Consider the following 24,107-nt stretch of genomic DNA (forward strand, 5'->3'; position numbering starts at 1 on the left):
AGGCGATGTCCGACCTCAGTCTCACCGTCCTCGCGCTGCTCGGGCTGGCCGCACTCACGGCGGGCTTCGTCGACGCGGTCGTCGGCGGGGGCGGCCTGATCCAGCTCCCGGCACTTCTCATCGGGCTGCCGGGGGCGAGCCCGGTGCAGGTGCTGGCCACCAACAAGATCGCGTCCGTGTGCGGCACCGCGGCCAGCTCGGTCACGTACTACCGCCGGATCGGGCCGGACCCGCGGACGTTCGTCCCGCTCATGCTCCTCGCCCTCGGCGGCGCCTTCTCGGGCGCGCTGCTGGCCTCGCACATCCCGCGCGAGGCGTTCGAGCCGATCGTCCTGGTGGCGCTCGTCCTCGTCGGCGGCTACGTCCTGCTCCGCCCGCAGCTGGGCGACGAGACCGCGCTGCGCTTCAGCGGGCACCGGCACACCGCCGCGGCGATGGGTGTCGGCTTCGTGATCGGGTTCTACGACGGCATCCTCGGTCCGGGGACGGGCAGCTTCTTCGTGTTCGCGCTGGTCGGGCTGCTGGGCTACGACTTCCTCCAGGCGTCGGCGAAGGCGAAGCTGGCCAACTTCGCGACCAATCTCGGCGCCCTGCTGCTGTTCATCCCGGCCGGCGCGGTGCGCTGGGACGTCGGCCTGGTGATGGGGGCGTGCAACCTGGTCGGCGGGTACGTCGGCGCGCGCACCGCCGTGGCCCGCGGCGCCCGGTTCGTGCGGATCTTCTTCATCGTGGTGGTGAGCGCCTTCGTCGTCCGGATCGGCGGCGGTGTGCTCGGGCTGTGGTGAGTCGTACCCTCGTCCCATGAGCATCCCGGTCGCCCCCGCCGACCTGCGTCAGGCCCTCGCCGACTTCGACAGTGGCTACCTCCTGTCGACCTCGTCGCCGCAGGTCAAGGTCGTCACCGTCGACCCGGTCGCGGACGCCGACGGCACGCTGCGGATCTCCGGTCCCGGTCGCGGGACGCTGCGCAATGTCGCCGAGAACCCGGCCGTGACGCTGGTGTTCCCGCCCCGGGAGCGGCACGGCTACACGCTGCTCGTCGACGGCACGGCCGCTGCGTCGGGCGAGTCCGACGTGGTGGTCACGGCGACCGCCGCCGTCCTGCACCGGCCGGCGGCTCACGCCGACGGCCCGCTCCCGCCCGACGGGTGCGGGCACGACTGCGCCCCCGTCCCGGGATGAGTCCGTTCTGGGTGACCGCCTTCCTCGACAACGCGGCGGCCCACCACCACGAGAGCGTGGGCTTCTGGCAGGACGTGACGGGGTACGCGCTGTCGGCGCCGCGCGGTGACGACGGCGAGTTCGCCACGCTGCTGCCGCCCGACGGCGATGCCTACCTGCGGGTCCAGCGCCGGCACCAGGGTGGCGACCGGATCCACCTCGACCTCCACGTGGCCGACCCGCAGGCCGCGGCCCGCGCGGCGGTGGCGGCGGGCGGGACGTTCGTCGTCGACCGCGGGTACGTCGTGATGGCCTCGCCCGGCGGCTTCGTGTTCTGCTTCGTCGACGCGCCGGCCGACCGGCGCCCCGGCGCCACTCCGCACGGCGGCAGCTCGCGCTCCCGGGTCCGCCAGGTCGCGATCGACGTGCCCGCGCCGGCGTACCGGACCGAGCTGGCGTTCTGGACCGCGATCACCGGATGGACGCAGCGCGCCTCGACGGTGACCGACGACTTCCGCTTCCTGGTCCCGCCCGAGGCGGAGCGACAGCCGCTGGGCCTGCTGCTCCAGCGCCTCGGCCCCGACGACACCGGCGAGGTCCGCGCCCACCTCGACTGGGGCACCACCGACCGGGCCGCCGAGACCGAGCGGCACCTCGGGCTGGGCGCCCACGTGCTCGCCGTCCACCCGCACTGGACCGTGCTGCGCGACCCGGTCGGGCGCGTCTACTGCCTGACCGACGGAGATCCCACGTGACTGAACCGCCCCACGTCGCCGACGAGCGGACCATGCTGCGCGCCTTCCTCGACTCCCAGCGCGCGACGCTGGTCCGGCAGACCGACGGCCTGGACGCCGTCCAGCTCGGCCAGGCGCTGCCGCCGACCTCGATGACCCTGGGCGGGATGCTGAAGCACCTGGCCTACGTCGAGGACTGGTGGTTCGGCGTCACCCTGGCCGGGGCGCCGCCGACCCCGCCGTTCGAGAAGGTCGACTGGCGCCGCAACCGCGACTGGGACTGGACGAGCGCCGCCGACGACGAGCCGGACGAGCTCCGGGAGCTGCTGCGCGCGGCGATCAGGCGCTCGGACGCGATCCTCGACGGCGTGACCGACCTCGACGCGCTCGCCGCCCGCCGGCAGCGCCGGACCGGCGCGGGGATCAGCGTGCGCTGGATCCTGCTGCACATGGTCGAGGAGTACGCGCGCCACCTCGGGCACGCCGACCTCCTCCGCGAGGCGGTCGACGGCACGACGGGGCTGTAGCGGCCGCGGCGGGGGACCTCAGTCCGGCGGGGTGAAGCCCGGCAGGAACTCCTGCATGATCGCCCGGAACGGCGCCTCCGCCTCGAGCTGGCTGAGCACGCCGACACCGCCGAGCCAGGTGCGGTGGATGAGCACGTACGACGGCGGCAGGTTGAGCTTGATGCTCACCGTGTAGGCCGGGTCCTTGGGGTTGTTGATCCGCTGGAACTGCTCGCGCATCCACTCGCGGCTGAACCGGAACCGCTCGACGAGCGTCGGGTCGACGAACGGCGAGAGGTAGTCCATGAGGAGCTGCGGGTCGAGCTGGATCCGGTCCTTGAGGAAGCCCTCCTCACGCAGCCCGGCGATGAGCGCGTCGCCGTCACCGGCTCCGCAGAGCGTGATCAGCCGGCCCATCGGCTCGGGCAGCCCGCGCTGGGGGAGGCGGGCGACCGCGCCGTAGTCGAGCACCCCGATCCGGCCCGGTGCGCCGTCGGCGTCGGGGATGACCCGGAAGTTGCCGGGGTGCGGGTCGGCGTGGAGCAGGCCGGTGCGTGCGGGCCCGGAGAACAGGAACCGGCTGAAGATCTCGCCGTAGTGGTCGCGCTCCTCGCGGGTGCCGCCCGCGATGATCGACGCCAGCGAGCCGGCCGAGTCGAGCCACTCGGTGACGAGCACCCGCGGGCCGACCGCCACCACGTCGGGGACGACGATGTCGGGGTCGTCGCGGAACGCCTGCGCGAACTCGCGCTGGGCCTCGGCCTCGAGGTCGTAGTCGAGCTCCTCGCGAGCGCGGGCCTGGACCTCCTCGACGAGCGGCTTCATGTCGACGCCCGGGATGAGCGGCCCGATCGCGCGCGCGGCGCGGGCCAGCGTGCGGAGGTCGGACATGAGCGCCTCGCCGGCGTTGGGGTACTGCACCTTGACGGCGACCCGGCGCCCGTCGTGCCAGCGGCCCTCGTGGACCTGCCCGATGCTGGCCGCCGCCGTCGGTGCGCCGTCGAGCCAGACCAGCCGCTCCTTCCAGTCGGCGCCGAGGTCCTCGGCGAGGAGGTCGCGCACGGTCTGGGTCGGCATCGGCGGCGCCGAGTCCTGGAGCCGGGTGAGCTGCTCGCGGTAGGGCGCCGCCATCTCCTCGGGCAGCGCCGACTCGAGCACGCTCAACGCCTGGCCGAACTTCATCGCCCCGCCCTTGAGCTCACCCAGCGTGCGGAACAGCTGCTCCGCCGTCCGCTGCTGGATGTCGGACATCACCGCCTCCGCGGGCGCGCCTCCGAGCCGCTTGCCGAGCCCGAGGGCGGTACGGCCCGCGTAGCCGAGGGGGAGCGCAGCGAGCCGTGCGGTACGGGCCGCGGCCTTCCGGGGGAGGTCAGCCATGACCCCATTGTCCGGGATGGGGGCAACCGGGCGGGCAGGAAGCCCCCAGGTCACCGGTACGCCTCGACCCGGATCTCCTGCGCGCGGACGTCCTGCTGGTCGCGCACGCACTTGGCCAGCGAGAACGAGGACGTCACCAGGTAGAGGGCGCCCAGGCACAGGAAGGCCCGGATCCACCCGTCCACGGGGAGGAAGTAGATCCCGCCGACGACGAAGATGAAGGCCGCGCCGAACGAGATGGCCGACTGGAGGAAGAACGCATAAGTGGTCTTGGTCATGGGCGTCAGCCTGGTCGGCGGACGCGGGCGCTGCCTGAGTCGCGCTACTCAACAGGGCCGAGCACGGGCCCGGCCCCGCTCGCGGCGGCGTCGTCCTTCAGCTCGACGAACAGCACGTGGGTGGGGGTGTCGCCGATGTTCTCGCCGTGGTGCTCCTGGGCGGGCAGCCAGCCCGTCGTCCCGGCGGCCATCTCGACCTCGCGCTCCTGGTCGCCGTTGACGAGGCGGCGGCGGAACGAGGACAGCGTGTACATGACGCTGTCGGGGTGGGCGTGCGGCGTCGTGCGGTCGCCGGGGACGTCGTGGTACTCGAGGACCCGCACGCGGTCGTTCTCGAACACCACCCGGTAGTGCTCCGGGTTGGACGCCACCGGGTCGTCGGCCATCCTGCGACGATGGCACCGCGACGCCGCGCGGGCCATAGCCCGTTCGGGTCAGGCGGCGTCGCTACATGCCGCAGGACCACCAGCCGTCGCCGAGGTCGACGGGGTCTTCGCACCACATGCCGTACATGTCGTAGCCCGCGGGCCGGACGTCGGGGGAGTACCAGTAGCCGCCGGCGTCGTCGGGGATGGCTATCCACTGGGGGAAGAAGAGCGCGCCGCCGTCTCCGACGCTGAACCGACCGTCGATCGTGAGGTAGCGCAGGTCGTCGGGGAGGCGGCTGCCGTAGTAGGCGTCGGAGCGCGTGCCTCGGGCGACCGCGGCGGTGAAGTCCGCGCGGTGTGCCTCGAACCAGGCCTCGCGGTCGCGGAGGACGCCGAGCCGGGGCGCGGAGGGCTGCAGTGCCCAGGCGCCCAGTCCGCCGAGGAGCACCGCCGCGACCAGCGCGGCGACGAACCGGCGCCACGAGCGCCAGGCCCAGCCGGCGAGCCACATGCCCGTGAGCGTCAGGACGATCCACGCGCCCAGGGTCAGCCACGGCCACAGGTCGCCGATGATCTCGAGGGCGAGGCTCTGCCGCCGGGTGACGAGCAGCGTGACCAGGGCGGTCAGGGTCAGGCCGCCCGCCGTCCAGACGTGCCGGGGCTGCACCGGGCGGTCAGGCGGTCTGCGGGAACGGGATGCCCGTGTTGGCGTGGCAGCGGTAGCCGTGCGGCACCTTGTGGAGGTACTGCTGGTGGTGCGGCTCGGCGTAGTAGTACGCGCCGGCCGGCTCGATCTCGGTGGTGATCTCGCCGTAGCCGCGGCGGGCGATCTCGTCGCCGTAGACCTTGGTCAGCTCGCGGGCGGTCTGCTCCTGCTCGGGGGTGGTGAAGTAGATCGCCGAGCGGTACTGGGTGCCGATGTCGTTGCCCTGGCGCATGCCCTGGGTGGGGTCGTGCACCTCGAAGAACTGCTTGACGAGGTCGGCGTAGGAGACCTGGGCGGGGTCGAAGACGATGCGGACGGCCTCGGTGTGGCCGGTGCGGCCGCTGCAGACCTCTTCGTAGGTGGGGTGGGGGGAGGTGCCGCCGGCGTAGCCGACGGACGTCGACCAGACGCCGGGCACCTGCCAGTAGATCTCCTCGGCGCCCCAGAAGCAGCCGAGGCCGAAGATGGCGACCTCGAGGCCGTCGGGCACCTCGTCGGTGACGAGCGGGGTGTGCAGGACCTCGTGCAGCGTCGGCAGGGCGAACGCGGGCGTGGTGCGGCCGGGCAGCGCCTCGGCGGGGTCGACCATCTCGGACTTGCGACGGGAGAACATGGCTCCATTGTCTCCGCGCAGGCAAGCCTCAGCCGGTGGTTCGGCCGTGGCCGGCGCACCAGGCGTCGCGGACGGCGGGCTTGGCGACGAAGACGGTCCGGATCAGGCGGGCCTGGAGGGCGGCGTACTGCTCGATCTGCTGCTCGACGAGGCGGCGGGCGGCGGGGGTCCGGGCGAGGACGAGGGCCTCGGCGTGGCGCCAGACGAGCTCGCGCCAGCCGCGCATGATGACGCCGGCGACGGTCTCGTCGGCGGTGCCGGCATCGATGTCGTCGAAGGTGGGGTCGAAGCGGGCGGCCTCCTCGGTGAAGACCGGCGCGTAGAGGCTGTCGAGGCGGTTGTTGTAGCGGTTGTGGTCGGACTTGTGGCTGCCCTCGGGGCCGGTCAGCCCGACGGTGGCGAGGACGTGGGGGAAGTCGCGGTTGATGTGGGCGTTCATCGCGAGCAGGAAGTTGCCGAGACCGCTCATCGCGCGGTCGTCCTCGGCCTGCAGGGCGATCCGCCAGGCGGCGGGGATGTTCGTGCGGTCGCCGGCCTCCCAGCGCGTGGTGGTGTCGAAGTAGAGCTCGGCGAAGACGGCGTCGACCCGGTTCAGCCAGGCGCGGTCGGCGAAGTAGCCGGAGCGGACGGCGTCCCGGACGTTCTCGGTCACCCGCAGGTAGGCCAGCGAGAAGATCGAGCTGTGCGCGCAGCTGCCCGCGACGCGCGCCAGGCGGCTCTCCATCCGGGCGATGACGTCGTCGATGCAGGCGTCGGCGCCGCTCACGCAGACGTCCCCGGTGTACGGCGTCGCGGGGATCGGCAGCGGCGCGAGCAGGCCGATGACGGCGTCGAGCGGCCCCAGCAGCAGCCGGCCGAGCGGGTCCGGCGCGGGAGCGGGCGTGGGCTCGGCGGCCTGTGCGGGGGAGACGGCGAGGCCGAGCGCCAGCAGCGGGGCGAGCAGGACGGCGAGCGCGCGAGTGAGGGGCGTCACGTCCGAGAAACGAGCGCCCGCTCGCTTTGTCACGCGGCACGCCTTCCTGAGTACGCTCGAACGGTGAGCGACCACAGTCACCTCAGCGACCTCGACGACGCAGGCTTCGAGACCCGGGCCATCCACGCGGGCTATGCGCCGGACCCGACCACCGGCGCGGTGATCCCGCCCATCTACGCGACCTCCACCTACGCCCAGGACGGCGTCGGCGGGCTGCGCAACGGCTACGAGTACAGCCGCTCGGCCAATCCCACCCGGACGGCGCTCGAGTCGACGCTGGCGGCGCTGGAGGGCGCCACCCACGGGTTCGCGTTCGCGTCCGGCCTGGCCGCCGAGGACACCCTGATCCGGGCGCTGTGCCGCCCCGGCGACCACGTGGTGCTGCCCAACGACGCCTACGGCGGCACCTTCCGCCTCTTCGACAAGGTCGCGACCAGCTGGGGTGTCGAGCACAGCCCGGCGCCGGTGACCGACGTCGACGCGGTGCGCGCGGCGATCCGGCCGGGGCAGACCAAGCTGGTCTGGCTCGAGACGCCCACCAACCCGCTGCTGTCGATCGGCGACATCGAGGCGCTGGCCGCGGTCGCCCACGACGCCGGGGCCCTGCTGGTCGTCGACAACACGTTCGCGTCGTCCTACCTCCAGCAGCCGCTGGCGCTCGGCGCCGACGTCATCGTCCACTCGACGACCAAGTACGCCGGCGGCCACTCCGACGTCGTCGGCGGCGCCCTCGTCGTGGACGACGCCGCGCTCGCCGAGACGATCGCCTTCCACCAGAACTCCATCGGCGGCGTGGCCGGGCCGTTCGACTCGTGGCTGGTGCTGCGCGGCCTCAAGACGCTCGCGCTGCGCATGGAGCGGCACAGCGACAACGCCGAGAAGGTCGCCGAGTTCCTCGGCGCGCACCCGGCGGTGAGCCAGGTGATCTACCCGGGGCTGCCCGACCACCCCGGGCACGCGGTGGCCTCGCGCCAGATGAAGAGGTACGGCGGCATGGTCTCCTTCCGGGTCAAGGGCGGCGAGGAGCAGGCGCTGGCCATCTGCGCGGCCACCAAGGTCTTCACGCTGGGCGAGTCGCTCGGTGGGGTCGAGTCGCTCATCGAGCACCCCGGCCGGATGACCCACGCGAGCGTCGCGGGGACCGACCTCGAGGTACCCGCCGACCTGGTCCGGCTCAGCGTCGGCATCGAGACCTCCGACGACCAGCTCGCCGACCTCGACCGGGCACTCGCCGCGACCGTCTAGCCTGACCTGGTGACGAGCGAGCCGGACGACGTGCAGCCCGACCCCGAGCCCGTCGCGGAGCCCGCGACGCCGGCCGAGCCGGTCACCGACGACCCGCCGCTCGGTCCCGAGACCGACGAGCGCGACGCGCGCGACGAGCGGCTCTTCCGGCGCTTCGCCCACCAGTGGGCGCTGCTCCGCGAGGAGCGCGAGGGACGCCGCAGCGAGCCGCCCGGCTTCACCACCGGACCGTCGAACCTGCGCCGGGCCGAGGTGCCCTTCGGGCTCGACCTGGCCGCCGGGTGGGCGTGGCGGCTGCTGCTCATCGCGGCGGCGGGCTACCTGCTCATCTGGCTGGTCGGGTACTTCGCCGTCGTCACCATCCCGGTCGCCGTGGCGCTGCTGATCAGCGCGCTGGCGGCGCCGTTCGTGCACGCGGTGACCCGGATCGGCGTCCCGCGCGGGCTCTCGGCGCTGATCGTCGTCATCACCGGGTTCGCCGTGGTGGGCGCGCTGCTCACGTTCGCCGGGCAGCAGGTCGCGGCGGGAGCCACCGACCTGGCCGACTCGACGGTCCAGGGCCTCCAGGAGATCCGGGACTGGCTGCGCGACGGCCCGCTGCACGCCAGCGACTCACAGATCAACGACTACATCTCCAGCGTCCAGGAGATCATCCGGAAGCGCTCGCAGGACGGCGAGGTGCTCACCCAGGTCACCGAGGTCGGCGCGGCGCTGGGCCACGTCGTCGCGGGCTTCTTCATCGCGGTGTTCTCGACGTACTTCTTCCTCGCCGACGGCGAGCGGATCTGGTCCTGGCTGGTCCGGCTCGCGCCGCGCGGCGCCCGCCGCCAGGTCGACAGCTCGGGCCGGGTCGCGTGGGTCTCGCTCGTGCAGTTCGTCCGGGCCACGGTGCTCGTCGCGCTGGTCGACGCCGTCGGCATCGCCGTGGGCGCGGCGATCCTCAAGGTGCCGTTCGTGCTCGCGATCGGCGTCCTGGTGTTCCTCGGCGCCTTCGTGCCGATGATCGGTGCGACCGTCGCGGGCAGCGTGGCGATCCTGGTCGCGCTCGTCGACCAGGGCCCGGTCACCGCGCTGCTCATGCTGGCCGTGGTGATCGGCGTGCAGCAGCTCGAGGGCCACGTCCTGCAGCCGTTCCTGCTCGGGCGCTGGGTCTCGCTGCACCCGCTGGGCGTGATCTTCGCGATCGCCTGCGGCGTGCTGGTCGCGGGCGTGGCGGGCGCGCTCGTCGCCGTCCCGCTGGCGGCGGCGGCCAATGCCGTGGTGCTGCACCTGGCCGAAATGGCCGAGCCGCCGGCCCCTACGGGGGAGACCGGCGGCCCGGAGGTGGAGGCTCAGGCCACGTAGGGCTTGGCGTCCAAGATGATCACGGTCTGCTGCTTGCCGTTGACCTCGTAGGTCACGGTCTCGCCCTTGCTCCGGCCGTTGATGGCCTGGCCGAGCGGCGACTGCGGCGAGTAGACGGTCAGGCCCTCGGGGTCGATCTCGCGCGCGCCGAGGAGGAACGACTCGGCCTCGTCGTCGTCATCGCCCTCGAACTTGTAGGTGACGACCATGCCCGGCTCGACGACGCCGTCGTCGGGGGGCGTCTCGCCGACCTCGGCCCGGCGGAGCATGTCCTTGAGCTGGATGATGCGGGCCTCGTTCTTGCCCTGCTCCTCGCGGGCGGCGTGGTAGCCGCCGTTCTCCTTCAGGTCGCCCTCGTCGCGCGCGGCGCTGATCTCGGCCACGATCTCGGCGCGGCGGGGCCCCTCGAGGTGCTCCAGCTCGGACTTCAGCTTGTCGTAGGCGTCCTGGGTCAGCCAGATGATGTCCTGGCCGCCGCTCTGGTCCGTCTGCGTCATGGGTTGCTCCTGAAAACTGCTCGTCTCGTCGCGTACCGCTGTCGGTACAGAAACCTCAACCTTACCGATAGCGGGGCTGATCGGGTGCTTTGCAGCCGATCCACTCGACCGTCGTGGCCCTCCGCTCGGTGCGGACCGTGACCTCCTCGATGCCCCCGTCGGCCACCGTCGGCGTGAACGTCTGCTCGCCCACCACGGCCTTGTCGTGGGAGATCGCGCGGGCCTGGCAGGTCGCGTCGACCGGGCCGTCGCCGTAGGAGATCCGGACCCGGATGGTGGCGGTGTGGTCGTCGACGACCTCGTGCCCGATCTCCTCGGAGGACACCGCCGGGTTGGCGTGGAACAGCATCGCCCACAGCAGCCAGCCGAGGAAGGAGACCGCGACGACGACGGAACCGGCGACCACGGCGGTCCGCCGGGTGCGCGACGAGGTGCCGTACCGCTGGGCCAGGGAGTCGGGGGTGGAGCTCACCGGTTCATCGTCCCACGCGACCTGTTCCTACGATGGTCCGCATGCCCACCACGCACGCGCCCGTCCCCGACCGCTCGGGGCTGCGCCTGATGCACGTCCACGCCCACCCCGACGACGAGTCGAGCAAGGGCGCCGCCTCGACGGCGATGTACGTCGCCGCGGGCGCCGACGTCCGCGTCGTGACGTGCACCGGTGGGGAGCGGGGCTCGATCCTCAACCCCAAGATGGACCGGCCCGACATCCTCGCCAACATCACCGAGGTGCGCCGCCAGGAGATGGAGCGGGCCCGCGACATCCTCGGGATCAGCCAGTCCTGGCTGGGCTTCATCGACTCCGGCTGGCCCGACGGCGACCCCAAGCCGCCGCTGCCCGAGGGCTGCTTCGGCCTGGTCCCGCTCGACGAGGCGACCGAGCGGCTCGTGCGCCAGGTGCGCGAGTTCCGCCCCCACGTCATGACGACGTACGACGAGCGCGGCGGCTATCCGCACCCCGACCACATCCGCTGCCACGAGGTGAGCGTGGCCGCGTTCGAGGCGGCCGGCGACCCGGAGCGCTTCCCCGACGCGGGGGAGCCGTGGCAGCCGCTCAAGCTCTACTACCACCACTCGTTCAACCGGCCGCGCATGGAGGCGCTGCACGAGGCGATGCTCGCGCACGGCCTCGAGTCGCCGTGGGCCGAGCGTCTCGCCGAGTGGAAGCCCGAGCCCGAGTGGGACGCCCGGATCACCACGCGGGTGCCGTGCGGCGACTTCTTCGGGGTCCGTGACCAGGCGCTGCTGGCCCACGCCACGCAGATCGACCCCGACGGGTTCTGGTTCGCGATCCCGCGCGAGCTGCAGCAGGAGGTCTGGCCGACCGAGGACTACGAGCTCGTCGTGAGCCACGTCCCGTCGACGGTGCCCGAGGACGACCTCTTTGCGGGCGTCACCCCGGACGCCTGACAGACTGCAGGCATGCACGCCGTCGCCGTCACCGCCGTCCACGCGCTCCTCGCTGCCGAGGACAAGAAGCCCGAGGACAACGACGTGGTCGCCGGCTGGACCGGCTTCGTGGTCTTCGTGGTGCTCATCCTCGCGGTCGCGGTGATCGGCTGGGCGCTCACCCGGAGCCTGCGAAATGCAGGGCGCGCCAAGGACGCCGGGATGTATGGTGACGAGCCTGTCGACACCACGCAGGAGCCGGGCGCCGACGACGCCAAGTAGGCACTGCGAGCGGGCTCCTCGGAGGAGGAGCCATGGTCGGGCTCGACCAGCTGCTGGGCTTCGGCCTCGCCGCCCTCGTCATCATCGTGATCCCGGGGCCGAGCGTGGTCTTCGTGATCGGCCGGGCCGTCTCGTACGGCCAGCGGGTCGCGCTGACCAGCGTCTGGGGCAACACCCTCGGGCTCTTCGTCGTGATGGCGCTGGTCTGCCTGGGCCTGGGCACGATCGTGGCCGAGTCGATCCTGGTGTTCACCGTGATCAAGCTGGCCGGCGCGGCGTACCTGGTCTGGCTCGGCGTCCAGGCCTTCCGGCACCGCCGCGAGATGCGGTTCGGTGCGGGTGAGGGGCGCGCGCCGCTGACCGGGTGGAAGGCCCTGCGCCAGGGCTTCGTGGTCGGCGTGAGCAACCCCAAGGGCTTCATGATGTTCGCCGCGCTGCTGCCGCCGTTCGTCGACCGCTCGGGAGCGGCCTCGGTGCCGGTGCAGATGTTCACGCTCGGCTGCGTCGCGGTCGTCCTCGGGCTGGTCTGCGACTCGGCATGGGCGCTGGCCGCGGGCCGGGCGCGCGACTGGTTCGTCGCCTCCGAGCGGCGCGGCAGCGTGCTCGGTGCGATCGGCGGCACGTCGATGGTCGGGCTCGGCGTGGGCATGGCGCTCACCGGCCGTCCGGACTGACCTCCGGGCTCAGGCCAGCAGGTAGCCGCCGACGAGGGCGACCATCTCGTCGAGCAGCGCGTCGCGGGTGACCGCGGCCGGCTGGTCGAGCACCCAGCGCATCGCCAGGTTCTCGACCGCGAGGACGACGACCCACGCGGCCGTCGCCGGGTCGGGACGGCGGGTGCTCTCGCGCCGCGCGGCGAGGTAGGTGGCCGCGAGCTCGCGGACCCGGCGCTCCAGGGCGGCCCGGCGCTCCCGGCTGCGGTGGATCGGCAGCTCCTCGGCGACCACCCGGAGCAGCTCGCGGTCGGCCTCGAGCGCGCTGAGGAGCGCGTCGGCGGTGTCCCGGACCATCCCCGGCCCGAAGTCGGCGATCCGCTCGGAGAGGGCGGCCGCGACGCGCTCGGCGACCTCCTCCCAGTACCGGTCGATGACGACGTCGAGGATGGCCGCCTTGTCGGGGAAGTACTGGTAGAGCGAGCCGGGGCTGATCCCGGCGGCGGTGGCGACCCGGTTGGTGCTGAACGCGTCGTACCCGTGCTCGACGAGGACGCCGCGGCCGGCGGCGACGATCCGCTCCACCATCTCCCGGGACCGGGCCTGCTGGGGAGCCTTGCGCACGGGACGGACTCTAGGGGATGGCTGCCGCTCAGGCCGTGCGCGAGGTGAGCAGGCGCCGCTTGGCGTCGTACATGCGGGCGTCGGCCTCGAGCAGCGCCTCGGCGATCAGGCCGACCCCGGCCACGGACGCGGTGCCGACGCTGGCCCGGCGGCCGACCGCGCCGGCCAGGCGGGCGTGGAGCTCGTCGGGGGCGAAGCCGGGGCTGAAGACGGCGAACTCGTCGCCGCCGAGCCGGGCCACGACGTCGGTCTCGCGCAGGCTGGTGCTGAGCGCGGTCGCGAGCCGCCGGATGAGCGCGTCGCCGGCGCTGTGGCCGTCGGTGTCGTTGACGACCTTGAGGCCGTCGAGGTCGATGAAGCCGACCGCGGCGACGTCGTCGGCGGGCCAGCGGCGACGGGCCTGCTCGAAGAAGCCGCGGCGGTTCCACAGGCCGGTGAGGTCGTCGGTGGTGGCGAGCTGGTGGGTCGCCTCGCGCAGGGCGACGGCGGACGCGAGCTGGTCGTGGACGCGGAGCTTGTCGAGCGCCACGGACGTGGCATTGGCCAGCCCCTGGAGGAGGGCGACCTCCTGGTCGGTCGCGGTGTGCTGCTCGGCCCAGTAGGCACCGATGGCGGCGATGGGGTCGAGCGTGCGCACCGGCATCATCAGCAGGCTCTGGACGAACGTGGGGCGGTAGGCGTCGTGGGGGATGCGGTCGTCGGCGTAGATGTCCGGGACGACGACCGGGGTGCGGTGGAGCATCGCCCAGCCGCTGATGCAGGCGGTGAGGGGGAACCGGTGGCCCTTCCAGAGCGGCTCGATGGCGTCCTCGTCGGCGTAGTAGCACTGGTCGCCGTCGCGCAGCACGAAGGTCGTGCCGTCGCACGCGGCGAGCTCGCGCGCGGCCGTGCGCACGACCTGCTGGACGGCGGGGAGGTCCGGGGCCAGGGAGAGCTCTTGGACGGCGAGAAGCAGGCGCTCCAGTCCTGCGGCGTCGGTCAGCACGAGCCCATCTTTGCATTCGCGAGTTGAATGCGAGCAATAACTCGCGTCACCATGGAGTCATGAGCACCGACGTGGCCCCGGTGGCCGGCGACCCGACCGAGCGTCCGTACCCCACCCGCTTCCGCGCGGGCGGGGACCGCAACCGCCGCCTCGGGCGGCCGCTGAAGCTGGTCGGCCGGGTCAAGGACGTCGACGAGGCCCTGCTCGACCGGATCGGCCGGGCGATGTTCGAGCGCGACGAGCTCGGTGGCCGGCTCGCGGACGCGATCCGGTTGCGAGCCGGGGACGACGGGCGGGTCCGGATGGACCAGTTCCGCCAGGCGCTCGAGGGCGGGCTGGCCGCCGTCCCGGATGCTCCGCCGGCGCTGCGGGCGTTCTTCGCCGAGCTCGAGACCGACCCGGACTGGCTCGACCGCGACCTGGTCGAGGAGGGCGCCCGGGTGTTCCGCCGGCTCGGCCAGAACGCCCAGGACGTGCTCCTGCAGCTCTCGCTCGTCGGCGGCTACCGCTTCGGCGGGCCGACCGACCTGCTCGTCGCCACCGGCGGCCTGACCGGTGGCCAGACCCTGCGCCGGCTCGCCGAGACCCAGAAGTGGGGCGCCAGCCTGACCGACCCCGGTTCGCTCCTGCCGCCGCGCGACGGCCAGGCCCCCGGCGAGGGCTGGCGGCTGACCGTGCACGTCCGGCTGATGCACGCGCTGGTCAACCACGCCTTCGAGGACACCTGGGACACCGCGCAGTGGGGGCTGCCCATCAACCAGGCCGACCAGGCCTCGACGCTCGGGCTCTTCGACGGCGTCCTCATCATCGGGTCGCGGGCGCTCGGCGTACCGGTGTCGTCGGCGGAGTCGAAGGCCCTCATGCACCTGTGGAAGTACGTCGGCTGGCTGATGGGCGTCCACGCCGACTTCCTCGTCGACGACGAGTGGGAGCGGCACCGGATCGACTACCACGTGCTGCTCGCCCAGGGCCCGATGACCGACGCCGGCCCGCAGCTGGCGCGCGCCGTCGTCGACGCGCAGGCGCTGCGCCGCTACCCCGGCTGGCCCGGACCGCTGCAGGCCCTGCGCGCCCGCTACGAGCGGGAGCGGCTGCTCTCGATGCTCACCGTCTTCCTCGGCGCCGAGAGCATGCGCGAGTTCGGCCTCCCGATGCGTCCGCCGTGGGCCCACGCCTACCTGGTGGGGCTCAACACCGTGCGCTACCGCGTGCTGCGCCACCTGCCCGGCGGCCGCGACCGGCTGGCCGCGTGGGGCGGCCGGCGGGCGCAGTGGCTGCTGGACACCTACTTCCAGGGCGACCAGGAGGACGTCGGCGAGCTCAGGGCGTGAGCCCGAGGTCGCTCATCGACACCGGCAGGGACGCGCTCTCGGCCTCGGTCCGGCCGTTCCAGGTCAGCGCCAGGCAGCCGTCCTGGACCTGGACCACGTCGCCGTGGTCGGTGCCCAGCAGCAGCGACAGCGGCTCGGCCGGCGTGCACTTGGCCAGCACCAGCGGCCCCGGGCGCTCCCAGGCGGCCGCGACCTGACGCACCTGCTCCTCGGACAGCGGCTCGGCCGGGCTCTCGCCGTAGCCCCGGCACACCGCGCCGGACGTGATCTTCTCGTGGCCCGGGCGGGCCGGCGTGGGCGCCGGCACGGCAGCACAGTCGAAGGCGCCGGCGTAGGGGCGGGCGGCGCTCAGGTCGTCGCGCTGGTCGGCCAGGGCGGCGAGGTAGGCGGCCACCAGCTCGCCGCCGTCGACCTGCCGCCCCGCGATGCTCGCCCGGGTGCAGGGGGACGCCGGGAGCACGACCGACGTGCCGTCGTCGTAGGCGAAGAGCAGGGACTGGCGCGTCACCATGACGTCGATCGCCGCGCACCGGGCCGGGTCGAACGCGTCGAGCGCGGTGACCCGGTTCGGCAGGTCGGTCAGCTCGACCAGCCCGTCGGCCTCGGGCGCCGCGGGATCGGGACACAGCCGGACGCCCACCAGCCCGTCGTAGGTGCCGACAGCCGCCTCGGTGCCCAGCTCGGGCAGCGTGGCGGGGCAGGCGGGTACGGCGTACGGGTCGGGGGCGGCGTCGCGGGCCACCGGCGTGCCGTCGTCCCCGCCGGGGGCGGTGATCGCGACGACCGCGCCCACCGCGAGGACCGCCGCGGCGAGACCGGCGCCGGCAGCCCGGCCCCGGGCCCGACGCCGGCGGGCGGCCGCGACGAGCGCCTGCGGCGCGAAGGTGGGCGCGTCGTCGGGGACGGCGCGGGTCAGCAGGTCGTGCAGGTCGTGCGGGTCGTGCGGGTGCTCAGTCATCGCTCTCCTCCAGCAGTCCGGACTCGCGGAGGGTCCGCAGCGCGCGCGAGGTCTGGCTCTTCACGGTGCCGACGCTGATCCCGAGCGCGGTGGCGGTCTGCGCCTCGGTCAGGTCGTCGAAGTACCGCAGCACCACGACCGCGCGCTGACCGCGCGGCAGCCGGGCGAGCGCGACCAGGACGTCCTGCCGGATGCCCGGGTCGGGCGTGGCCCGGTCCGGCTCGTCGGGCAGCTCGGTCGTGGGCAGCTCGCCGTTCCAGCGCCGTCGCCACCAGTCGGTGTACGTCGTCACCATGGTCCGGCGCACGTACGCCTCGACGGCGGCCGCGTCCTCGATCCGCGACCAGCGCCGCCAGCACTTCATCAGCGCGGTCTGGACCAGGTCCTCGGCCTTGTGCCGGTCGCCGGTCAGCAGCCAGGCGCTGCGCCAGAGCGCGGCGCCGCGGGCCGCGACGTACTCCTCGAAGGCCGGCGCCCCACCACCTCGGGTCGGATCGCCGGTGAGCACCGGGACAGCCTCGCGCATTCGTCCACCTCCGATGAGCAGGACGGGGCGGCGGGCGCGGATGGTTGTCAGGCGGTGGGTGCGGGTTGCGCGGGCTCGCCGGTGTCGCGGACCAGGTAGACCCACGGGAACGACCGGCAGCCCACCTGCCAGCCGTCGCGCTCGAGGCGGGCGAGGCCGCCGGTCCACACGATCCGCCGGTGCTCCCACTGGGTGGCGGTGCGGACCACGCGGTGGCGCAGCAGGCCGGCGCCGATCGTGTGCCAGCCGAGCCGGCCGGCCAGCTCGAGCTCGTGCATCTCGTCGAAGGCGGTGACCGGGCCGAGCCAGCGCTCCTCGGGGTCCTCGGGGTCCTCGGGCTGTTCTGGCGTCTCCGCGTCCCGGCCGAAGCGCTGCTGGGCGGCCTGCCGGGTCAGCCCGAGCGTGGCACCGATCGCCGACCAGCTGTGCCCACCGGCCCGGGCGGCGTGGACCGCCTGCTGGAGGAGCTCGCCGGTGGCCCGGTCGGCCTCGGCGGTCCGCCGTACGAGGTCGAGGTGGTCGGCGGGATCGGCGCCGTCGAGGATCGCCCGGCCCAGGGTGTCGCCGAGGTCGCTCACGGCCGCTCGTCCTCGTCGCGGCTGGGGAGCCACATGCCGTCCCCGCGCCCGCTCCTGTCGCCGTCCTGGTTGGCGGCGTCCGGCCGGCGACGGCGCTGGTGCGCGGACAGCAGCGCCACGCCGGCCAGGATCAGCGCGATCCCGGCGCCGACGCACAGCCCTTGGGCAAAGCCGTCGAGGCTGCGGCTGATGGTGACCAGCGCGAGGCCGGCGATGACGGGGCCGAGGGTGGCGACGTTGACGGGGGAGTGCATGTGTCAATCATCTGTTGACGCGGGTGGGTTGTCAACCTGGTGTTGACGTGGGCGGCCGGGGAGGTGGGGTCGGTGGGGGTCGGCTTCGGCGCTTCGTGGGCCGGGGTCTTATTTACTGATGGCGTGGTGGCGCGCCGCAGTGGTTGAGGTACCTGGTTGCGGTTCGTCAGTGGGTGTCGGGTGGTTGCCGGTACACCCCTGGCTCGGGGTCGTCGTCGGAGTCTGCGTGCTCTTGGGGATGTGTGCCGCGGTGGCTCACCTCGAACCGGAAGCCCGCCGGGCTTCGCCAGACGTAGGTGCCGATCTTGGTGACCTGATAGCGCCACTGGCTGTGGGTCTTGGCCCGGTGGTGGCGTCGGCACAGTGGGACGAGGTTGCAGGGGCAGGTCGGTCCGCCTTGGCCGTGGGGCGTGGCGTGGTCGAGGTCGCAGCGCATGGCTGCTCGGGTGCAGTAGGGGAAGCGGCAGGTGTGGTCGCGGAGCTCGATCTGCTGGCGGTGGCGGTCCGGGATCTCGTAGGCCGTGACCGGCACATGGTCAGCCAGGTCGATCACCGGCCGGACCGTCACCGACATCCCGGGCTGCGAGAGCCACTCACGGATCTGCTCGGCGCTGACCGGCTGCTGGTCCCATCGGCCCACTGGGTTGGCACCAACCAGCGTCGCATCAGTGATGTGGACGTTGAGCACGGCCTTGCGGCCGGGCGCACCCTCAAGATCGAGCGTCAGGTCGTTCCGGGCGAGATCGCCCAGCGCTTGGGAGCGGCGCACGTCCAGGCTCGCCTCGTTGCCGAGCCGGCCGAGCAGCGTGGCTCGGCGGCTGATCGCCTGGTCGAGGTCACGGCCGTCGGCCGCGTCGAGGAGTCCGTCGATGCTCACCAGCCCGTTGGCGTCCGGTGCCCCGACCTCGACATAGCGGTGGTCGCTCGCCGCCGCCCGCTCGGCCTCGTACTGCTCGGGGTCGAACCGGATGACCGCCTCCGCGATCAGCCGCTCGAGCTGGGCCCAACCCACGCCGGTGGCGTTGAACAGCTGCCGGTCGACGAAGGCGGCGGCATCGGGGCACAGGGGGCGGGTGGCTTCGGCGATCCGCTCGGCTCGCCACGGAGCCAACCGTCCCGCCACGACCGACGCGTAGACCTGCGGGAGCCGCCACGCACATTCGAGTACCCGGCCGACATAGACCCGGCCGCCATCCGGTGAGCGGCCTAGGACGGCCACCAGCTCCATGAGCGCGAACTCCGAGACCAACGGGGCACCCTCGCCGGCGATCGGGAGCCCGGTGTCGACGAAGCCGTCCCGGATCGTCGCGGCGCCCTCTGAGCCCAGAACCACGTTACCCGCGGCCCACTCCACGATGCCCGCCCACTCGCGCACCACCGACTCCTCGCGCCCGCGCACCCCCGCGCGGAGGCCGGCGAGAAGGGCGGTCGAAGTCATACCCGTATTAGATCAGGAGGGTCCGACACAACCCCCGCGCCCAACCTCCGCGACCGCGACCGCCGCCCCGGCCCCGGCCCCGGCCCCGACGAGGTCAGCCGCGGCTGTCGAGCTCGTCCAGCCACTCCCGCACGGAGTCGTTGTGCTGGCCGAGGGTCGGGGGAGCGATGTGCTCCGCGCGGCCGCCGGCGTAGGCGTTGTCGTCGAAGCGCAGGGCCGGGCCGGGCAGCTGGACGGTGCCGAGGGTGGCGTGCTCGACGTCGATGAGCAGGCCCTGGGAGAGGGTCTGGTCCCAGCTGTAGACGTCGTCGAGGGTGCGCACCTTGCCGGCCGGGACGCCGGCGGCGTCGAGCTTGGCGAGGGCCTCCTCGGCGGTGAGGTCGGCGAGCACGTCCTCGACCAGGGCGATGGTCTCGTCGCGGCGGGTGACTCGCTCGGGGTTGGTGGCGAAGCCGTCGAGGGCCGGGTCGATGCCGAAGGCGGTGGCGAAGGTCTGCCAGAGCTTCTCGGAGCCGCAGGCGATCTGCACGGGGGCGGACTTCGTCGCGAACATGCCGTAGGGCGCGATCGAGGGGTGGTGGCCGCCGGCCAGGCCGGGGACCTCCTTGGCGACCGTCCACTTGGTGCCCTGGAAGGCGTGGACGCCGACCATGCCGGCCAGCAGCGAGGTGTGGACGACGCGGCCGCGGCCGGTCCGCTCGCGCTCGTAGAGGGCCGAGACGACGCCGTACGCGCCGTTCATGCCGGCGAGCAGGTCGGCGATCGGGACGCCGACCTTGGTCGGCTCGGTGAGGCCGGTCAGCGACATCAGGCCGCCCTCGCCCTGGGCGATCTGGTCGAAGCCGGAGCGCTGGGCCTCGGGGCCGTCGTGGCCGAAGCCGGTGATCTGCAGGACGATCAGGCGCGGGTTGAGCTCGTGGAGCCGCTCGACCGGGAAGCCGAGCCGGTCGAGGACGCCGACCCGGAAGTTCTCCATCAGGACGTCGGCCTGCTGGACCAGGCGCGCGAGCACCTCCTGGTCGGCGGCGTCCTTGAGGTTGAGGGTGATCGACTCCTTGTTGCGGTTGGCCGAGAGGAAGTACGTCGACTCCCGGTCACCCTCGGTGGGGTCGACGAACGGCGGGCCCCAGCTGCGGGTGTCGTCGCCGGTGGGGCTCTCGACCTTGATCACCCGCGCCCCGAGGTCGCCGAGCATCATCGCCGCATGGGGGCCGGCGAGTGCGCGCGTCAGGTCGAGGACGAGGACATCGGAGAGCGGGGCAGACATGCGGCCACACTAGATGCCCGTCGGAGGGCCGGGTCATGGCAGTACTTGCCAAAGGCGCCCGGCCCCGACGGGACCCTCGTCTGCCTCAGGGAAGCAGCAGGACGACGGTCTCGGCGACCGCGGCCGGCTTGGCCTCGTCCTCGATCTCGATCGTGTGCCGCAGCGTGACCTGGTAGCCGCTGGCGAGCTCGGTGACCTCGCCGACGGCGACGGTGAGGCGGATCCGCTTGCCGACCAGGACCGGGTTCGGGAACCGGACCTTGTTGACGCCGTAGTTGAGCTTCGCGCCGGGCGTCTCGAGGCTGAAGATCGACTCGCCGAGCCACGGGACCAGGGACAGGGTGAGGTAGCCGTGGGCGATGGTGCCGCCGAACGGACCCTCCTTGGCGCGCTCGACGTCGACGTGGATCCACTGGTGGTCACCGGTCGCCTCGGCGAACTGGTTCACCCGCTCCTGGGTGATCTCGACCCAGTCGCTCGTGCCCAGGGTCTCCCCGGTGGCGGCGATCAGCTCGTCGAAGGTGGTGAACACCCGCATGTTCTGCTCCTGATGTCGTGAGGCCCGGCTAAGTTGGCGGTCATGGAACCTACACGCGGCCTGCCGGACGACCTGCTGCGGGCGGCCCCCAAGGTCCTGCTGCACGACCACCTCGACGGCGGGCTGCGGCCGGCGACGATCGTCGACCTCGCGGCCGAGATCGGGCATGAGCTCCCCGAGACCGACGCCGACGCGCTCGCGACCTGGTTCGCCGAGGCGGCCGACTCGGGCTCGCTGGAGCGCTACCTCGAGACGTTCGCGCACACGGTCGGCGTCATGCAGACCGCCTCGGCGCTGACCCGGGTGGCCCGCGAGTGCGTCGAGGACCTCGCCGCCGACGGCGTCGTCTACGCCGAGATCCGCTACGCCCCCGAGCTGCACGTCGAGTCCGGTCTCGAGCTCGAGGAGGTCGTGGCCGCGGTCCAGCAGGGCTTCGCCGAGGGCATGGCGGCCGCCGGCGACCGGATCATCGTGCGCCACCTGCTCACCGCGATGCGCCAGGCCGCGCGCGCCATGGAGATCGCCGAGCTCGCGATCGCCTGGCGCGACCGCGGAGTCGCCGGCTTCGACATCGCCGGCCCCGAGGCGGGCTACCCGCCCACCCGGTTCATCGACGCCTTCGAGTACCTCCAGCGCGAGAACTCGCACTTCACCATCCACGCCGGCGAGGGCTTCGGCCTGCCGTCGATCTGGGAGGCCGTGCAGTGGTGCGGCGCCGACCGGCTCGGGCACGGCGTCCGGATCGTCGACGACATCAAGGTCGACGACGCCGGGGTCGCCCAGCTGGGCCGCCTCGCGTCGTACGTGCGCGACAAGCGCATCCCGCTCGAGATGTGCCCGTCGTCCAACGTCCAGACGGGGGCCGCGCCGTCGATCGCCGAGCACCCGCTCAAGCTGCTCGCGTCGCTGCGCTTCCGGGTGACCGTCAACACCGACAACCGGCTGATGAGCCGGACCTCGCTGAGCCAGGAGTTCGGCCTGCTCACCGAGGCGTTCGGCTACGGCTGGGCCGAGATGGAGTGGCTGACCGTCAACGCCATGAAGTCCGCGTTCATCCCCTACGACGAGCGCTACCGGCTCATCACCGAGACCATCAAGCCCTGGTACGCGGCTCAGGTCAGATGACGAACCAGAAGTAGTTCCAGCCGGCCACGCCGATCCGGTGGCCCGCCCAGTTCTCGTGCGGGACGCGGTCCGTCCGCCCCCGGGACGGGTCGAAGACCTCGATGCCGTCGCCGGTCTCGCCGACCGCGAGCACGACGTGCCGGGGGAGCAGCCGGCTGCCGACGTAGACGGCGACCGGGCGGCTGCGCAGCTGCTCGCGCAGGACGTCGCACCCGACGGCCGGGCGGGGCCGGACCATGACGGTGGCCAGGTGGTCGCCGGTCAGCGTGCGCAGCGCGTTGGCGACCGCCCACGGCGGTGTGCCGAACGCGCGCGGCCACGGCATCTGCAGCCGGTCGCGGGGGCTGCGCGACGACGTGAGGAGGCGGTGCTCCTCGGTGATCTCGGCCTTGCCGTCGCGGGGCCGCCAGTCGGTCAGCAGGGCGCGTGCGGCGAGGACGCTGGCCGCGCCGCAGCTGCGCCGGTCGGGCTGGCGCAGCGCGCCCGGGTCGAGGTCAGCCGGCCAGCGCATGGTCGCCCTCCGCGGCGCCGTCGCTGAGCTCGGCGAACGCGCGGTCACCTGTCGTCACCCGGCAGCCGACGGCGGCCGCCCGCCGCACGATCTGGCGCTGGACGCGGGCCAGTGCGAGGCCGCGGCGGACCAGGACCAGCGGCGGCTTGCGGTGCTCGCGCAGGTCGCGGGTCAGCCGGCGCCAGAAGGTGACGACGGGGTGCTGGGTGACGCAGTACGCCGCCGCGAGGATCCCCGCCTGGCGGCACTCCTCGACGATCTCGGCAGCGAAGATCCCCTCCGCGCAGAACCGCCGCGCGCCGCCGAGGTCGAGCCGCTGGCTGCCGGTGCGCCGGCTCTCGGAGATCGAGTAGACCGGGACGTCGGCCGTGCCGGTCGCGCACAGGGAGCGGAGCGCGGCGAGGGCGTCCTCGTGGCTCCACGTGCCGGGGTGGTCCCAGTCGACGAGGCCGGCGTTGGCGCCGTCCTCGATGAGGGGCAGGCCGGGCGCGTCGCCGTCGCGGTAGAAGTCGTCGAGCCGCAGCGTCGGCCACCCGAACGCCTTCGCCAGGCGTCCGGCGAGCCGGGACTTGCCCGACCCGGACGGGCCGGCGAGAACGATCACGCGAGCGGTCATGGGGGTCGAGTCTGCCGTACCCTGCCCCGCATGGGTGAGGGAGCGCGGCCGAAGCGCCGCTGGATCAAGATCATGTTGCTGTCGCTGCTCGGACTGGTGGTGGTCGGCGCGACCGGCTTCTTCACGTTCGCGCCGCGCATCGTCGAGAACGGCCAGAACCGGATCGAGCCGGCGAAGCTGCCCGAGGTGAGCGCGTCGACCCAGGAGCTCCACGACTCGCTCGAGATCGTCGACATGCACTCCGACACCCTGATGTGGGACCGCGACATCCTCGACCGCTCCGACCGCGGGCACATGGACCTGCCCCGGCTCGAGGACGGCAACGTCGCGCTGCAGGTGTTCTCGTCGGTGTCGAAGTCGCCCAAGGGGCAGAACTACGACAGCAACACCGACGAGACCGACAACATCACGCTGCTCACCATCGCCCAGCTGCAGCCGCCGCGCACCTGGCGCTCGCTCCTGGAGCGCTCGCTCTACCACGCGTCCAAGCTGCGCGACGCGGCCAAGGACTCCGACGGCACGCTGCGCCTCATCCGCACCCGTGGCGACGTCGCGAAGCTCATCAGTGACCGCGAGGCCGGCACGAAGGTCACCGGCGCGCTCTTCTCGGTCGAGGGCCTGCAGAACCTCGAGGGCGACTTCGACAACCTCGACAAGCTCTACGACGCCGGCATGCGGATGGCCGGCTTCACCCACTTCTTCGACAACGAGGTCGCCGGCTCCATGCACGGCGTCGAGAAGGGCGGGCTGACCGACCTCGGCCGCCGCGTGCTCACCGAGATGGAGCGTCGCGGCATCATCGTCGACATCGCCCACGCCAGCCACGACGCCGTCGCCGAGATGCTCGAGCTCGCCACCAAGCCCGTCGTCCTCAGCCACGGCGGCGTGCAGGCCACCTGCAAGGTCAACCGCAACCTCACCGACGACGAGATCCGCGGCGTCGCGGCCACCGGCGGCGTCGTCGGCGTCGGCTACTGGGACGCCGCCGTCTGCGACCTGACGACGAAGGCCGTCGTCGACGCCATCGACCACGTCGTCGAGGTCGGCGGCATCGAGACCGCCGCGCTCGGCAGCGACTACGACGGCGCGACCACCGTCGGCTGGGACACCTCGCACCTCGCCGCGATCACCCAGGAGCTCGTCGACCGCGGGTACGACGACGACCAGGTCGCCGCGATCATGGGCGGCAACACGCTGCGGGTGCTGCAGGCGACGCTGCCGGAGTAG

At 72.9% G+C, this 24,107-nt stretch carries 31 protein-coding genes; 12 read left to right on the forward strand and 19 right to left on the reverse strand.

Features of this window, described 5'->3' with window-relative positions; translation table 11 throughout:
• Window positions 1-5 precede the first annotated feature (5 nt).
• Genes BM223_RS05655 through BM223_RS05670 form a run of 4 tightly spaced genes read left to right on the forward strand, consistent with a single transcriptional unit; the run spans window position 6 to window position 2,422 of the window.
• Window positions 6-785, forward strand: coding sequence for a TSUP family transporter (locus tag BM223_RS05655; protein ID WP_038680936.1), 780 nt, complete (start codon window positions 6-8; stop codon window positions 783-785).
• A 16-nt stretch (window positions 786-801) separates the two neighbouring features.
• A complete protein-coding gene (locus tag BM223_RS05660; RefSeq protein ID WP_038680934.1) occupies window positions 802-1,182 on the forward strand; it encodes a pyridoxamine 5'-phosphate oxidase family protein in 381 nt (126 codons plus the stop codon).
• A complete protein-coding gene (locus BM223_RS05665; protein WP_038680932.1) occupies window positions 1,179-1,916 on the forward strand; it encodes a VOC family protein in 738 nt (245 codons plus the stop codon). The genes BM223_RS05660 and BM223_RS05665 overlap by 4 nt, the downstream gene beginning before the upstream one ends.
• Complete coding sequence (locus tag BM223_RS05670) at window positions 1,913-2,422, forward strand: DinB family protein (RefSeq protein WP_235318982.1); 510 nt, start codon at window positions 1,913-1,915, stop codon at window positions 2,420-2,422. The genes BM223_RS05665 and BM223_RS05670 overlap by 4 nt, the downstream gene beginning before the upstream one ends.
• An 18-nt stretch (window positions 2,423-2,440) precedes the next feature.
• Here BM223_RS05670 and BM223_RS05675 read toward each other — a convergent pair whose 3' ends face one another.
• The 6 genes from BM223_RS05675 to BM223_RS05700 all read right to left on the reverse strand — a co-directional run bounded on the left by BM223_RS05675 (window position 2,441) and on the right by BM223_RS05700 (window position 6,716).
• Window positions 2,441-3,778 (reverse strand): ABC1 kinase family protein, encoded by a 1,338-nt coding sequence (locus BM223_RS05675; protein ID WP_038680930.1) that lies wholly within the window; start codon window positions 3,776-3,778, stop codon window positions 2,441-2,443.
• Window positions 3,779-3,828: 50 nt separating this feature from the next.
• On the reverse strand, window positions 3,829-4,056 hold the full coding sequence (locus BM223_RS05680; protein ID WP_052138933.1) for a YiaA/YiaB family inner membrane protein: 228 nt from the start codon (window positions 4,054-4,056) through the stop codon (window positions 3,829-3,831).
• Window positions 4,057-4,100: 44 nt separating this feature from the next.
• Complete coding sequence (locus BM223_RS05685; protein WP_038680928.1) at window positions 4,101-4,442, reverse strand: cupin domain-containing protein; 342 nt, start codon at window positions 4,440-4,442, stop codon at window positions 4,101-4,103.
• A 61-nt stretch (window positions 4,443-4,503) separates the two neighbouring features.
• Window positions 4,504-5,091, reverse strand: a complete 588-nt coding sequence (locus BM223_RS05690) for a hypothetical protein (protein ID WP_038680926.1) — start codon at window positions 5,089-5,091, stop codon at window positions 4,504-4,506.
• A gap of 7 nt (window positions 5,092-5,098) precedes the next feature.
• Window positions 5,099-5,743 (reverse strand): peptide-methionine (S)-S-oxide reductase MsrA, encoded by a 645-nt coding sequence (gene msrA / locus BM223_RS05695; RefSeq protein ID WP_038680924.1) that lies wholly within the window; start codon window positions 5,741-5,743, stop codon window positions 5,099-5,101.
• Between the two features lie 28 nt (window positions 5,744-5,771).
• Window positions 5,772-6,716: a DUF5995 family protein gene (locus BM223_RS05700; protein WP_052138932.1), complete on the reverse strand. Its 945-nt coding sequence runs from the start codon at window positions 6,714-6,716 to the stop codon at window positions 5,772-5,774.
• A gap of 63 nt (window positions 6,717-6,779) precedes the next feature.
• On the opposite strand from BM223_RS05700, the gene BM223_RS05705 reads away from it, so the two are divergent.
• Complete coding sequence (locus tag BM223_RS05705; RefSeq protein ID WP_038680922.1) at window positions 6,780-7,961, forward strand: cystathionine gamma-synthase; 1,182 nt, start codon at window positions 6,780-6,782, stop codon at window positions 7,959-7,961.
• Between the two features lie 9 nt (window positions 7,962-7,970).
• Window positions 7,971-9,305, forward strand: a complete 1,335-nt coding sequence (locus tag BM223_RS05710) for an AI-2E family transporter (protein WP_235318981.1) — start codon at window positions 7,971-7,973, stop codon at window positions 9,303-9,305.
• On the opposite strand, the gene greA is transcribed toward BM223_RS05710, so the two are convergent.
• Together greA and BM223_RS05720 are read right to left on the reverse strand one after the other, a co-directional pair.
• Complete coding sequence (greA, locus tag BM223_RS05715; RefSeq protein ID WP_038680919.1) at window positions 9,293-9,802, reverse strand: transcription elongation factor GreA; 510 nt, start codon at window positions 9,800-9,802, stop codon at window positions 9,293-9,295. The two genes, BM223_RS05710 and greA, sit on opposite strands and share 13 nt — an antisense overlap.
• Window positions 9,803-9,863: 61 nt before the next feature.
• Window positions 9,864-10,274: a DUF4307 domain-containing protein gene (locus BM223_RS05720; protein WP_038680917.1), complete on the reverse strand. Its 411-nt coding sequence runs from the start codon at window positions 10,272-10,274 to the stop codon at window positions 9,864-9,866.
• Between the two features lie 41 nt (window positions 10,275-10,315).
• Between BM223_RS05720 and mca the strand changes: the two genes are divergently transcribed.
• Genes mca through BM223_RS05735 form a run of 3 tightly spaced genes read left to right on the forward strand, consistent with a single transcriptional unit; the run spans window position 10,316 to window position 12,150 of the window.
• Window positions 10,316-11,215, forward strand: a complete 900-nt coding sequence (gene mca / locus BM223_RS05725; protein WP_038680915.1) for a mycothiol conjugate amidase Mca — start codon at window positions 10,316-10,318, stop codon at window positions 11,213-11,215.
• A 12-nt stretch (window positions 11,216-11,227) separates the two neighbouring features.
• Window positions 11,228-11,476: a hypothetical protein gene (locus tag BM223_RS05730; protein ID WP_038680914.1), complete on the forward strand. Its 249-nt coding sequence runs from the start codon at window positions 11,228-11,230 to the stop codon at window positions 11,474-11,476.
• A gap of 32 nt (window positions 11,477-11,508) precedes the next feature.
• Complete coding sequence (locus tag BM223_RS05735) at window positions 11,509-12,150, forward strand: LysE family translocator (protein WP_038680911.1); 642 nt, start codon at window positions 11,509-11,511, stop codon at window positions 12,148-12,150.
• A gap of 9 nt (window positions 12,151-12,159) precedes the next feature.
• Here BM223_RS05735 and BM223_RS05740 read toward each other — a convergent pair whose 3' ends face one another.
• Both BM223_RS05740 and BM223_RS05745 read right to left on the reverse strand, forming a co-directional pair.
• On the reverse strand, window positions 12,160-12,753 hold the full coding sequence (locus BM223_RS05740; RefSeq protein ID WP_200887003.1) for a TetR/AcrR family transcriptional regulator: 594 nt from the start codon (window positions 12,751-12,753) through the stop codon (window positions 12,160-12,162).
• Between the two features lie 28 nt (window positions 12,754-12,781).
• Window positions 12,782-13,738 (reverse strand): GGDEF domain-containing protein, encoded by a 957-nt coding sequence (locus tag BM223_RS05745; protein WP_038680907.1) that lies wholly within the window; start codon window positions 13,736-13,738, stop codon window positions 12,782-12,784.
• Between the two features lie 59 nt (window positions 13,739-13,797).
• Between BM223_RS05745 and BM223_RS05750 the strand changes: the two genes are divergently transcribed.
• On the forward strand, window positions 13,798-15,069 hold the full coding sequence (locus BM223_RS05750; protein WP_038680905.1) for an oxygenase MpaB family protein: 1,272 nt from the start codon (window positions 13,798-13,800) through the stop codon (window positions 15,067-15,069).
• On the opposite strand, the gene BM223_RS05755 is transcribed toward BM223_RS05750, so the two are convergent.
• The 7 genes from BM223_RS05755 to BM223_RS05785 all read right to left on the reverse strand — a co-directional run bounded on the left by BM223_RS05755 (window position 15,059) and on the right by BM223_RS05785 (window position 20,628).
• Window positions 15,059-16,027: a hypothetical protein gene (locus BM223_RS05755; protein WP_038680903.1), complete on the reverse strand. Its 969-nt coding sequence runs from the start codon at window positions 16,025-16,027 to the stop codon at window positions 15,059-15,061. The genes BM223_RS05750 and BM223_RS05755 overlap by 11 nt on opposite strands.
• Window positions 16,020-16,553: a SigE family RNA polymerase sigma factor gene (locus tag BM223_RS05760; protein ID WP_052138930.1), complete on the reverse strand. Its 534-nt coding sequence runs from the start codon at window positions 16,551-16,553 to the stop codon at window positions 16,020-16,022. The genes BM223_RS05755 and BM223_RS05760 overlap by 8 nt, the downstream gene beginning before the upstream one ends.
• Before the next feature lie 47 nt (window positions 16,554-16,600).
• Window positions 16,601-17,131: a hypothetical protein gene (locus tag BM223_RS05765; protein ID WP_038680902.1), complete on the reverse strand. Its 531-nt coding sequence runs from the start codon at window positions 17,129-17,131 to the stop codon at window positions 16,601-16,603.
• On the reverse strand, window positions 17,128-17,385 hold the full coding sequence (locus tag BM223_RS05770; protein ID WP_038680900.1) for a hypothetical protein: 258 nt from the start codon (window positions 17,383-17,385) through the stop codon (window positions 17,128-17,130). Before BM223_RS05770 ends, BM223_RS05765 begins: the two co-directional genes overlap by 4 nt.
• Before the next feature lie 166 nt (window positions 17,386-17,551).
• Entirely contained in the window at window positions 17,552-18,823 is a 1,272-nt protein-coding gene (locus BM223_RS05775; RefSeq protein ID WP_038680899.1) for an HNH endonuclease signature motif containing protein, read from the reverse strand.
• Window positions 18,824-18,917: 94 nt separating this feature from the next.
• On the reverse strand, window positions 18,918-20,090 hold the full coding sequence (locus BM223_RS05780; protein ID WP_038680896.1) for a CaiB/BaiF CoA transferase family protein: 1,173 nt from the start codon (window positions 20,088-20,090) through the stop codon (window positions 18,918-18,920).
• Between the two features lie 85 nt (window positions 20,091-20,175).
• Entirely contained in the window at window positions 20,176-20,628 is a 453-nt protein-coding gene (locus tag BM223_RS05785; RefSeq protein WP_038680894.1) for a MaoC family dehydratase, read from the reverse strand.
• A gap of 42 nt (window positions 20,629-20,670) precedes the next feature.
• Between BM223_RS05785 and BM223_RS05790 the strand changes: the two genes are divergently transcribed.
• Window positions 20,671-21,753 carry an adenosine deaminase gene (locus tag BM223_RS05790; protein WP_038680892.1) on the forward strand — a complete coding sequence of 361 codons (1,083 nt, stop codon included), beginning with the start codon at window positions 20,671-20,673 and terminating at the stop codon, window positions 21,751-21,753.
• Here BM223_RS05790 and BM223_RS05795 read toward each other — a convergent pair.
• Together BM223_RS05795 and BM223_RS05800 are read right to left on the reverse strand one after the other, a co-directional pair.
• Window positions 21,746-22,264: a hypothetical protein gene (locus BM223_RS05795; RefSeq protein ID WP_052138929.1), complete on the reverse strand. Its 519-nt coding sequence runs from the start codon at window positions 22,262-22,264 to the stop codon at window positions 21,746-21,748. The genes BM223_RS05790 and BM223_RS05795 overlap by 8 nt on opposite strands.
• Complete coding sequence (locus tag BM223_RS05800) at window positions 22,248-22,880, reverse strand: nucleoside/nucleotide kinase family protein (RefSeq protein ID WP_038680890.1); 633 nt, start codon at window positions 22,878-22,880, stop codon at window positions 22,248-22,250. The genes BM223_RS05795 and BM223_RS05800 overlap by 17 nt, the downstream gene beginning before the upstream one ends.
• Window positions 22,881-22,910: 30 nt before the next feature.
• On the opposite strand from BM223_RS05800, the gene BM223_RS05805 reads away from it, so the two are divergent.
• Window positions 22,911-24,107 carry a dipeptidase gene (locus tag BM223_RS05805; protein WP_052138928.1) on the forward strand — a complete coding sequence of 399 codons (1,197 nt, stop codon included), beginning with the start codon at window positions 22,911-22,913 and terminating at the stop codon, window positions 24,105-24,107.

Source organism: Pimelobacter simplex, from assembly GCF_900114845.1.
Taxonomy (GTDB): domain Bacteria; phylum Actinomycetota; class Actinomycetes; order Propionibacteriales; family Nocardioidaceae; genus Nocardioides; species Nocardioides simplex.

Bases quoted from the DNA above. Each gene is read 5' to 3' on its own strand.
- BM223_RS05755 (WP_038680903.1), bottom strand. From the start codon at position 16,027: ATGACTGAGCACCCGCACGACCCGCACGACCTGCACGACCTGCTGACC.
- BM223_RS05730 (WP_038680914.1), top strand. From the start codon at position 11,228: ATGCACGCCGTCGCCGTCACCGCCGTCCACGCGCTCCTCGCTGCCGAG.
- BM223_RS05750 (WP_038680905.1), top strand. From the start codon at position 13,798: ATGAGCACCGACGTGGCCCCGGTGGCCGGCGACCCGACCGAGCGTCCG.
- BM223_RS05795 (WP_052138929.1), bottom strand. From the start codon at position 22,264: ATGCGCTGGCCGGCTGACCTCGACCCGGGCGCGCTGCGCCAGCCCGAC.
- BM223_RS05680 (WP_052138933.1), bottom strand. From the start codon at position 4,056: ATGACCAAGACCACTTATGCGTTCTTCCTCCAGTCGGCCATCTCGTTC.
- BM223_RS05655 (WP_038680936.1), top strand. From the start codon at position 6: ATGTCCGACCTCAGTCTCACCGTCCTCGCGCTGCTCGGGCTGGCCGCA.
- BM223_RS05775 (WP_038680899.1), bottom strand. From the start codon at position 18,823: ATGACTTCGACCGCCCTTCTCGCCGGCCTCCGCGCGGGGGTGCGCGGG.
- BM223_RS05790 (WP_038680892.1), top strand. From the start codon at position 20,671: ATGGAACCTACACGCGGCCTGCCGGACGACCTGCTGCGGGCGGCCCCC.
- BM223_RS05675 (WP_038680930.1), bottom strand. From the start codon at position 3,778: ATGGCTGACCTCCCCCGGAAGGCCGCGGCCCGTACCGCACGGCTCGCT.
- greA (WP_038680919.1), bottom strand. From the start codon at position 9,802: ATGACGCAGACGGACCAGAGCGGCGGCCAGGACATCATCTGGCTGACC.
- BM223_RS05685 (WP_038680928.1), bottom strand. From the start codon at position 4,442: ATGGCCGACGACCCGGTGGCGTCCAACCCGGAGCACTACCGGGTGGTG.
- BM223_RS05785 (WP_038680894.1), bottom strand. From the start codon at position 20,628: ATGCGGGTGTTCACCACCTTCGACGAGCTGATCGCCGCCACCGGGGAG.
- BM223_RS05665 (WP_038680932.1), top strand. From the start codon at position 1,179: ATGAGTCCGTTCTGGGTGACCGCCTTCCTCGACAACGCGGCGGCCCAC.
- BM223_RS05770 (WP_038680900.1), bottom strand. From the start codon at position 17,385: ATGCACTCCCCCGTCAACGTCGCCACCCTCGGCCCCGTCATCGCCGGC.
- BM223_RS05660 (WP_038680934.1), top strand. From the start codon at position 802: ATGAGCATCCCGGTCGCCCCCGCCGACCTGCGTCAGGCCCTCGCCGAC.
- msrA (WP_038680924.1), bottom strand. From the start codon at position 5,743: ATGTTCTCCCGTCGCAAGTCCGAGATGGTCGACCCCGCCGAGGCGCTG.
- BM223_RS05780 (WP_038680896.1), bottom strand. From the start codon at position 20,090: ATGTCTGCCCCGCTCTCCGATGTCCTCGTCCTCGACCTGACGCGCGCA.
- mca (WP_038680915.1), top strand. From the start codon at position 10,316: ATGCCCACCACGCACGCGCCCGTCCCCGACCGCTCGGGGCTGCGCCTG.
- BM223_RS05805 (WP_052138928.1), top strand. From the start codon at position 22,911: ATGGGTGAGGGAGCGCGGCCGAAGCGCCGCTGGATCAAGATCATGTTG.
- BM223_RS05800 (WP_038680890.1), bottom strand. From the start codon at position 22,880: ATGACCGCTCGCGTGATCGTTCTCGCCGGCCCGTCCGGGTCGGGCAAG.
- BM223_RS05735 (WP_038680911.1), top strand. From the start codon at position 11,509: ATGGTCGGGCTCGACCAGCTGCTGGGCTTCGGCCTCGCCGCCCTCGTC.
- BM223_RS05760 (WP_052138930.1), bottom strand. From the start codon at position 16,553: ATGCGCGAGGCTGTCCCGGTGCTCACCGGCGATCCGACCCGAGGTGGT.